The 9385-nt window shown below is 47.5% G+C and carries 8 protein-coding genes; 4 read left to right on the top strand and 4 right to left on the bottom strand.

The annotated features are described in order from the left end of the window. Positions 1-9: 9 nt before the first annotated feature. The 3 genes from J4G02_20865 to J4G02_20855 all read right to left on the bottom strand — a co-directional run bounded on the left by J4G02_20865 (position 10) and on the right by J4G02_20855 (position 3128). The gene (locus J4G02_20865; protein MCE2396977.1) at positions 10-156 is read right to left on the bottom strand and encodes a hypothetical protein; all 147 of its coding nucleotides are present in this window, start codon (positions 154-156) and stop codon (positions 10-12) included. A gap of 132 nt (positions 157-288) precedes the next feature. Next, on the bottom strand, positions 289-1251 hold the full coding sequence (locus J4G02_20860; protein MCE2396976.1) for a diadenylate cyclase: 963 nt from the start codon (positions 1249-1251) through the stop codon (positions 289-291). A gap of 188 nt (positions 1252-1439) precedes the next feature. Beyond that, positions 1440-3128: a PEGA domain-containing protein gene (locus J4G02_20855; GenBank protein MCE2396975.1), complete on the bottom strand. Its 1689-nt coding sequence runs from the start codon at positions 3126-3128 to the stop codon at positions 1440-1442. Between the two features lie 514 nt (positions 3129-3642). On the opposite strand from J4G02_20855, the gene J4G02_20850 reads away from it, so the two are divergent. The 4 genes from J4G02_20850 to J4G02_20835 are packed head-to-tail and all read left to right on the top strand — an operon-like array spanning position 3643 to position 8614. Further along, positions 3643-4944 (top strand): TolC family protein, encoded by a 1302-nt coding sequence (locus J4G02_20850; GenBank protein ID MCE2396974.1) that lies wholly within the window; start codon positions 3643-3645, stop codon positions 4942-4944. Beyond that, positions 4941-6902 (top strand): HlyD family efflux transporter periplasmic adaptor subunit, encoded by a 1962-nt coding sequence (locus J4G02_20845; protein ID MCE2396973.1) that lies wholly within the window; start codon positions 4941-4943, stop codon positions 6900-6902. Before J4G02_20850 ends, J4G02_20845 begins: the two co-directional genes overlap by 4 nt. Positions 6903-6917: 15 nt before the next feature. Then, entirely contained in the window at positions 6918-7598 is a 681-nt protein-coding gene (locus J4G02_20840; protein MCE2396972.1) for an ABC transporter ATP-binding protein, read from the top strand. Further along, positions 7598-8614, top strand: coding sequence for a beta-ribofuranosylaminobenzene 5'-phosphate synthase (locus tag J4G02_20835; protein MCE2396971.1), 1017 nt, complete (start codon positions 7598-7600; stop codon positions 8612-8614). Before J4G02_20840 ends, J4G02_20835 begins: the two co-directional genes overlap by 1 nt. A 12-nt stretch (positions 8615-8626) precedes the next feature. Here the strand turns inward: J4G02_20835 and argB are convergent. Beyond that, the coding region (gene argB / locus J4G02_20830) for an acetylglutamate kinase (protein MCE2396970.1) at positions 8627-9385 on the bottom strand (759 nt) is incomplete at its 5' end.

Raw genomic sequence — 9385 nt, 5'->3', positions numbered from 1 at the left:
GATACCGTGTTAAGCCGTTAGAGGAAGCGCAAAGTTGAAGGGAATTGCGATGGTGATTTGAAGATATTGATGACGAGTAGTTTTAGTTAAAACATAACGCTGCTCAACCCAAAACGCCCCGATGCCAAACTCGACCTCGGGGCGTTTTTCTGCCATTATTCAATTTCGGAGTACCAGTATCAATGTCGTGAAGTGGCTATATCTCATCCCATTTGTCGTTAGAAATGCGGCAACTCCATTTTGTGGGGCATTTCGTCTTATTAGCCAATTTGATCATTCGGTGGATATTTACGTCGTTGTTTCTTCCTCTTCTATTTCTATATCTACTGATTCTTCCGAAGGTGCTTTACGCTTCATGGGCACCACTTTTTCTTCACGCAACGTTCCTTGATCTGTGTAGGGATCATAGCTTTCTATAAAGCGCCCATCCCGGAAAAGTGTGACCTCACTGGTCTCCTCGCTAATCACAATTGACACCATGACCTCATCAAGCGACGAAGCGTAAATTGCAGCATTATGTCTTGCACTTCCCTTGTGTAAACGTTCCACTCTGTCGAATACACGATGGGTTCGTACGCCTTCAACCATGACGCGAGATCTAAAGGCAAGCCCACTCAAATCTATTAATATTGCCCCATCCCGTTCTTCATGTCCAGTAATCTCACCGCTTTTGTCCTTTAATATGACCTTTTCCCCCATGTAGCTGAATATCTCGTCAATTTTAGGAGAAAAGATCTGCGGAAGCTGATTAATCCCCTGATACTGCTCGTCTGTTAAGTGTTCGATTTGGCCATCGTGGAATTCCGAGAAGTTATCCTGATCCATATTTCGGCGGTCTATCAGCAATAAGAACAATCCACGATTTTTTCTCATCTCCCGGTTAGCGCACCCGAAGTCCTTTGCGAGCGAGTACAGTTTATCAATATACAGATCAACTAGATCTAATCGATCCGCCCAGAGTGTCTCAATTTGCTTTGAACTCAGTCCAAACTCTCTGGTCACACTCTCCATATCTTCCGCAATGCGCTGCTGCAGCTCTTCATGGTCCTGCGCCGTCTGCCGGAGGGTTTCCAACTGGTGATTGAGTGCTGATTTTTCCGCCTGATGACGAGCCTCAAGCTCATCCTTCTCTGTTGTCAGAGCGTTGAGTTTTTCCTCAAGCTCTTGGATCTGGCGACGCAGATTCTTCTGCTGATTAATCAGATGCAGGTGTTGTGCGCGACCTAAGATCTTAAAGCCAAAAAAGAACATCAATTTATCCCCTTTACCGCTTTGAACGTAGCCGAAATCGTCAAAATTCGGGAAATCGGAAGTCAGTCAATGTGTCTCAATAGAAGACACTCTGAATCCTCCCGATAGACTATGTTGTTTGGTTTAGTTCTGGTTGAAGTATTGGGTGCAACTACTCAAGCCTCATCGTTATTGAAATCTAATCAACATTACGTTTTGGCACGCAGAAGCGCCCTACGAATAGCATATCCTCCAGAAATTAACAGCACAATAAATAAGACCAAGACACCGATATTAATTATTCGACGCCCCCAGTTAAGCTCCCGTAATCGCTCTGTCGCGAGTTTATGAAATGTCGAACCTTTTGCCGCCTGCAATTTTACCTGCGCCCAGTAAACCTTGGATTCTTCTTGAAGATTAAGTCTATCTGCTAGTTTTGCTGTTACAACGACGTAAGCGATGTTTTGGACGTTTACCTTATCCACTACCTCTGAAAAGGAGTCGAAGAGTAATTTGGTAAACTCCGGAGACATCGGCGGAAATTCGATAGTTTCCTCAATACCATTTTGGAATGCGGCAATTGCTTCCTCGTACGCGTTTCGATCGAACTGCATCTGAGCAACTTCAAACCACGTCTTTTTGCTAAGGATCAGGTTACGCTCAACGGATTCGTGTGGGGCGAGTGTAAAATTTGCCTCCGCGTGATAGAGTGCATCGCTTGCAGCGCGCAAAGTGTACGTTTTACCCGATTCCAGCACTCTTTTATTCGATTGACCTGATTGAGATGTAACGTTAGCTATATTAGCCAACAGTTGATACTGTCCATCTGCCTTGAGGTATAGCGGATTCTGTGCATACACCGTTCCATCTATCCACACTGCTGCTCCCTCAAGAGGGACGCCATCGGGAGCTTTGACACTGCCGTGAACGGCGATGGAATCCAAATCCCATGAAAGATTAATCGACTCTCCCTGAACCTGTTCAATTTCCACGGAACGCGCGGGTGGAATCAGATATCCCGGTTTACTGACTTCTACGTTGTACGTTCCCTGTTGCAGGTTATCAGTAAGACTGTGCGGCGTTACGCCTACCTCTTGGCCATTGAAGAGAACAGAAGCGCCATCAGGCACCGTTACAACTTTGAGCATTGGGCTTAATTTTAGGAAAATCTTCTCTTGGACCCTTCCTAGTGAGAGCAGAACCCCCTCCATAAGCCGCAAGGCACGTCCAGCCAAATTTGAGGTAAGGGAGATGTGAAGTTCTTCAATAGAGATTTGCCGATTGTTATCAAGGTCCGTTTCGTCAGCTCCTAGTACGCCTAATAGTGTTTTCGCTAACAGATCTTCTGTACTTAAAGCCGCACGCTGAATCGATATGAATCCTCCGGACCCAGGCATCCCACGATTGCCGTAGTAAGCCATTAAATTCCGATCTCTGGTGTAACCATCAAGGATGACAATTACTTTATTTGGGGACAGTTCACGGAACCAACCGTTTAGTTGACGGTCTTGAAGCGCCGCCTCCAAATTTTCCGGCGTTGCTCCATATGTAAGGAAGAAAATTGAATTCGATCTTCTCGGTTTCGTGACAAATCCACGAAAGTAGAAGATGAGGCGATCGCCCTGTCCCATTTCACTGCCAAGATCGTCTAAGACAACCTTCATACCCTCGCGGGTGCACTCGCTGCCTTCGATGCGGTGGATGTGATTCGACGGGACTTTTCCACGCTCTTTGAGTAACTTGACCAATGAATCGAGGTTACTTCGAGAACGGGTGTCAACATCAGGGCTCACAATTAGCCACCAAGTCGTCGCATCGACAACTTGAGCATATAACGACGAAACCGTGATGAGTGAGACTGCAATAAGAAATACGCTAAATACTAAAATTTGTTTCATTATATGCCTCACGACATGCGAGGTGAAACGCAAAACTCGAAAAAATTCGGTTTCTTTTTCCGCTTTACGCTTCGACGTGAACGTATATAAATCAAAGATTGACCGACCGAACTCCTTCTTTTTACATGAGCCAATACACATTTTTTGAGCTACATCTGCCGGGGATAGAGTTACAAGGTAAGTGTAACAGAATCTGTTAAGGTACTGCAAGGAAAAATGAGGATTCTCAGACCGCCCCCAGTGCCTTAACTGCATCTCTTTTTCAATCTGTTTGAGAGTGGTGCGTTTCTTGCTAATGATATTGTTGGCCGGAACTTCTCGATACAGCGTCCTAGCTTCAGTCTAAACTTTCGATCTTGAATTCCGTCAAAAGTCACTGTCAAATCACACCTACAAACGTATGCGATAAAATCAGTGGCAAAAATCTTGCGCATCATTTATTTAGTGTTATTGCACAGAATTTACTTCTGTCTAAACGAAACAAATTGATATAAATAACCGATAGGAGATTAGAATGGTCCGATGGAGGATATGGTTCGTTTTAGTTTGTGCGCTAATCTTTGTTTCTCTCACAGCAATTGCTCAAGAAGAACAGGAAATTAATCTCTCCCAACCGCTCACCTTGGAACAATGTATTCAACTTGCTGTTGAAAACTCAACCGATATGCGGAATGCCCGTATTAATCTTGCCATTGACGGTTTGCGTGTCAAGGATGCGCGTGCTCGCTACTATCCAGATATTTTCCTTGATGGTCGTTACAATTTTTCAGATGCGCTGGACTTTGGATTTGAGCGCGAAAATTATGACTTAGGTGTGACCGGACAATACACGTTATGGGACAATGGACAAAGAGAGGCAAATTTCTCGCAGGCAAAGGAACGGCGTAATGCGACGATGGGTCGCAACGAACAGACAAAACAGAACCTGATTTTTCAAGTTACGCAGGCATATTATAACGTCCTCAAGGCACAAGAATTGGTAAAGGTTGATCGGGAAATCTTAGCAAGATCACTGGAGAATACGGACCGTGTAAGGGCTTTTGTTGAAGCGGGAATTCAGATTGAGGCCGATGTTGCAACGGCGCAAGTCAGAGAAGCAAATGACGAATTGAGCCTGCTGAATGATCAGAATGCCCTTGAGATTGCAATGGCAACCTTGCCCCGGATCATGGGTCTAGATCCGGCGACACTCATCACTGTTGCCGAGGACACCGATTATCAGCTATACAGCCAAAAAGGACAGATTGAAGTCATAGAGCTATCCGTTGAGGAGGCTATTCAGAGAGCCTTTGAAACTCGTCCTGAATTTAAGGAACTCCAATCCTCAATAAATCAATTGGAGTGGGGTTTGACGCTGGCAAGGTTGGACCGTTGGCCTCAGCTAAATGCGGAATATAATTATGGTGTCAACCTTGATGATTACCTACATGAACGCGAAAATTTCACAGACTTCCGCAGTTGGGAAGTCAGAACAACGCTAAATTTTCCGATTTTCGATGGCGGCGTGACAAAGCGGCGTGTTGTCCGTGAAGATGCAAGCGATCTGGAACGTTCTATCGCGTTAGATGTTCGCCAAGCCTACCTAAACTTGAGACGAGCTGAAAGGGCGGTGGAAATCTCTAACACACAGGTGCGAAACGCCGAGTTAAGTCTCCAAGTGATTAGAGGACGTTTCGAGCAGGAGCTCTCGATCTTGCTTGAGCTGCTCAATGCCCAGACGGAGTTTGCGCAAGCCTTGACCAATCAGGTTCGAGCTTTTTATGATTATAAAATCGCGCAAGTTGCTTTGCAGCGGGCAATGGGAGTTATCCAATGAATAGGAAACGAACAATTGTTCTGATTATCAGCGTACTGGTCCTCGTCGCTGTGGTTGCCATCGGTGCGACCAAAATATTTGGTAAAAAGGATAATAAAGACAACGCGGACGAAAAGAAAGAGGTCGTCCGACTCGGTGAATTTATCGTCAAGGTTAGGGAATCTGGCAACCTTGAATCCCTGATTTCCATTGAGGTTCGCTCGAATGTCGAAGGGGAGATCGAGACACTCTATATCAAAGAGGGCGAATTCGTAGAAAAGGGGCAGCCACTGCTCAAAATTGATGATGAACAGGTTCTCGAACAAAAAAAGCAGGCGGAGGCGAATCGAGATGCACGGAGATCACAACTGGAACAGGCAAAACTGCGAATCGAGATGACAGAGAAGCAACAGGAGAGCGCAATTACACAAGCCCAAAATGCTGTCAAAGTCGCAAAGGCTGCACTTGAGTCACTGGATGCAAACACACGTCAACGGGTTACTGAAGCTGAGACCCAAATTTCTACAACGCAAAACCAGCTCCAGCAGGACGAAATCGCTTTGCGTCAGTCTGACATTGAGTTACAGCAAGCCAAACTCCGGAAGAAGCGAGCTCAGGCGGCAGAAGAATCAGCGAAGGTTGCCTTCGAGACAGCCGAATCCGAATTAAAACGAAATCAAGGACTGTTTGAGAAAAAGTTGGTCTCGAAGCGGGTGCTTGAAGAAGCGGAAGCAGCCCGTGCAAACGCCCTTTCCCAATATGAAACTGCTCAAAACGATGTCGAGTCTCAGACTAATGCGGTTGAATCCCAACAGGAGACCATTGACGTAAGAGGAAAAGCACTTGAAAACCGTGAGGCAACCCTTCGGCTTCATAAACAGAATCTGGGTACGATCAAGGAATCGCAGGAGGCGCAAAAAAGACAACTTGACGCGGAGTTAGAAAATGCTAGGACTCGACTCCAACAGATTCTAGGAACAACAGATGAAGAGAAACAACTCACCGTCCATGCGGAGGTTGGTGCAAAAGCGGTGTTCCTAGAGGCTGAAAGCACCTTAAAAGCCCAAGAAGAACGTTTCGGTTGGACAACCGTTATCGCGCCCATGTCAGGAACGGTTACACGTCTCAACGTCGAAGAGGGCGAAATTGTCACCTCTGGACGTTCTGCATTTTCGCAGGGAGCCGCTATCCTGACCATCGCTGATCTATCCAGAATGGTTGTCAAAACGCGAATCAACGAGGTAGATATCGCCAAGATTGATCTGGGGCAAAGGGTGGAGATTCGCGTTGATGCTTACCGCGACAAAGTCTTTGAAGGCAGGGTCAGTGAAATCGCGCCGAGTGCATATACGCCTGACCAAAGGGGCGGCCAACAGGGAGATGGCACGATTACTTTTGAGGTGATGATTGAAGTGGTCGGATCACCCGCTGAACTCCTGCCCGGCATGTCAGCGGATGTAGACATTATCGTCATGCAGGATGACAATGTCCTTCAACTCCCCATTGATTCGGTGATCGATTCGGAGGTGTTGACTGTTAAGGTAAACGTACCCTCCAATTCGATGGGGCGTTTCAAATCCGATCAAGCGGTGGAAGTACAGAGCCTTATTGGGAAGAAGTTTTCCGGCAAAGTTGGTAAGATTTCGCCAAGCAGCGCACGTGGCAATGTCGAAATCTTACTTGATGGCTCACCGCGAGGCTTGCGGTCAGGACCTACTGAAATACACGTTTTATTCTCTGAGGCGGATAAGATCGAAGGGCTGGAAGCGGTTCTGCTTGATAAAGAGGATTCAAAAACAGATACCGAGAAGGAAAAGAAAAAGGACAAGAAAAAAGACGAGAAGGGGACTCGGACCCGCATCGAAGTCGGGCAGCGAAATAATACCCATTTTGAGTTGACTAGTGGTCTTGTAGAGGGCGATCGTGTCTTTGTCCCTTCTATGGAACAACTCACAAAAACAGGTCCAGATAGTAAATAGAATAGAGAGGTAACAATGCTAATTGATGTTCGTGATTTGACAAAAGTGTATGAAATGGGGGATGTGCAGGTTCATGCGTTGAGGGGCGTCACATTCACCGTCGAAAGTGGGGAGTTTATTGCTATTGTGGGACCTTCCGGTTCAGGGAAATCTACAATGATGGACATCCTCGGCTGTCTTGCAAAGCCGACAGAGGGGGAATACTATCTCGAAGCGGAAGAGGTCGGGCAATTGTCAGATAACCACCTCGCTGAAATTCGCAATCGGAAGGTCGGTTTTGTCTTTCAGTCATTCAACCTTTTACAGCGAACCACCGCGTTGCACAATGTTGAATTGCCGCTCATCTACAGTGGGCTGAGTCGCAAGGAACGACGGCGCAGGGCGTTTGAAGCGTTGGAATCCGTTGGACTTGCAGACCGTGTGCACCATAAATCGAATGAAATGTCGGGTGGGCAGATCCAGCGTGTAGCGATTGCACGGGCACTTGTTAACAACCCGTCGATGATCTTTGCTGATGAGCCGACGGGAAATTTGGATACCCGCTCTGGTGGTGAAATCATGACGATTTTTGATGAGCTAAACGAGGCGGGAAACACGATTATCATGGTCACACACGAACCCGAAATCGCAGCACATGCCCGACGCATCCTCCATATTCGGGACGGATTGATTGAGAGAGATGAACAGATAGGGTGATGGGCGAATTGGCACATACCTCCCGGAAACGAATGAACGCTAACGGCAGCAACTCGGTCACGATCAGAACACCTGCACGGCTCCACTTTGCTCTCATCGATCTCAACGGTTCACTGGACAGGATTGACGGGAGTATTGGTCTCGCAATCAATGACCCACATTTTGAAATTATCGTTGAGCCGGCAGATCAGACCCAAATTGAGTCTATCCAATACGAGGAGCGAGCGCAAGCTATCCTCGAAAAGCTGCAGGTAAAGTACAGCTTTCCGGGCATCCGCCTTCAACTCATCTCCGAAATCCCACCACATTCCGGATTTGGCTCCGGGACACAACTCGCTTTAGGCATCGCCCAAGCGGTGAACACGCTTTACAACCTAAACTTAAGCGTAGCAGATTTAGCAGAAACTGTTGGGCGCGGCGGGACATCAGGTATCGGCATTACCGCCTTTGAACGGGGTGGGTTTATCCTCGATGGTGGACATCGTTTCCCCGATCAGAAATCCTCTTTTTTGCCCTCCTCCGCAGCGGGTAACGTTCCTGCACCACCACTCCTCCTCCGTCATCCCTTCCCGAACTGGGAATTGCTCATCGTCATTCCACGTTGCACGCACATCTCTGGCGAGACAGAAATTCAACTCTTCAAAACCCTCTGTCCTCAACCCAGATTCACCGCCGAACAGCTCTCCCACCTCATCCTCCTTCAATTATTGCCGGCAATCTTTGAGGAGGATTGTCGCGCTTTTGGATCTGCGATTAACGAGATTCAGACTTTTGGCTGGAAGAAGGTCGAAATTGATGCCCAAGGCGGCGTTCTGCAGCAGACACTCGATTTTTTACGGGACAATGGCGCGATGGGTGCGGGGTTGAGCAGCTGGGGACCAGCGATCTTCGCCGTTGGGGAAGCTCTTCCTACCTTAAAGGAGAAGACAGAGACGTTCCTCCAAACGCTGCCGGATGGTGGATCCTGCTTTATCACAAATGCAAACAACGTTGGTGCGATGGTTACGGTTGCCTAGACTTTGTGCTTCCTATCCGACAATCTCAGTTCCAATGCCCGATTGCGTGAAAACCTCTAACAGGATCGCATGGTTGATGCGACCGTCAATAATATGTGTTTTCCAAACCCCGCCCTTGAGTGCGGTCACGCACGCTTCAACTTTTGGCAACATGCCTGAACCAAGTACCCCATCGTCAATTAACCCTTCAATTTCGTTGGTTCTTATTCTCGACATCAGCGAGGATTCATCGTTCAGATCTTGTAGGATGCCGCGTTGATCGGTCAACAGGATCAGCTTTTCTGCGCTGAGGGCGGCGGCTATCTCTCCTGCCATTGTATCTGCGTTGACGTTATACGTGCAATCATCATCTCCTACACCGTTTGGTGCGAGGACCGGGATATAGCCTTCCTGATCCAAGGTAAAGAGCACATCTGGCTTAACGCCGACAATCTCTCCGACAAAACCGATGTCTACGGAGGTTGTCTTCCCGTTTTCATCGACGACCTGCGGACAGTACTTCTGCACGCGAATGAGGTTCGCATCCTTCCCACACAGCCCGACCGCTTTCCCGCCGTGCAGGTTAATCAGTGAGACAATTTCTTTATTGATTACCCCCGCGAGTACCATTTCAGCGATTTCAACGGTCTCCGCATCTGTGACCCGCAAGCCTTGTACAAACTCCGCCTCTTTGCCGACTCGCCGCATCCATTCGCTAATCTGATTGCCACCGCCATGCACGACAACTGGGTTCATACCGATATACTTCATCAACACGACATCTTGCATCAC

It is taken from the genome of Candidatus Poribacteria bacterium, assembly GCA_021295755.1.
In the GTDB taxonomy this organism is placed as follows: Bacteria; Poribacteria; WGA-4E; order WGA-4E; family PCPOR2b; genus PCPOR2b.
This window is presented reverse-complemented; position numbering and strand designations above follow the sequence as displayed.

Bases quoted from the DNA above. Each gene is read 5' to 3' on its own strand.
- J4G02_20865 (MCE2396977.1), bottom strand. From the start codon at position 156: ATGGCAGAAAAACGCCCCGAGGTCGAGTTTGGCATCGGGGCGTTTTGG.
- J4G02_20860 (MCE2396976.1), bottom strand. From the start codon at position 1,251: ATGTTCTTTTTTGGCTTTAAGATCTTAGGTCGCGCACAACACCTGCAT.
- J4G02_20855 (MCE2396975.1), bottom strand. From the start codon at position 3,128: ATGAAACAAATTTTAGTATTTAGCGTATTTCTTATTGCAGTCTCACTC.
- J4G02_20850 (MCE2396974.1), top strand. From the start codon at position 3,643: ATGGTCCGATGGAGGATATGGTTCGTTTTAGTTTGTGCGCTAATCTTT.
- J4G02_20845 (MCE2396973.1), top strand. From the start codon at position 4,941: ATGAATAGGAAACGAACAATTGTTCTGATTATCAGCGTACTGGTCCTC.
- J4G02_20840 (MCE2396972.1), top strand. From the start codon at position 6,918: ATGCTAATTGATGTTCGTGATTTGACAAAAGTGTATGAAATGGGGGAT.
- J4G02_20835 (MCE2396971.1), top strand. From the start codon at position 7,598: ATGGGCGAATTGGCACATACCTCCCGGAAACGAATGAACGCTAACGGC.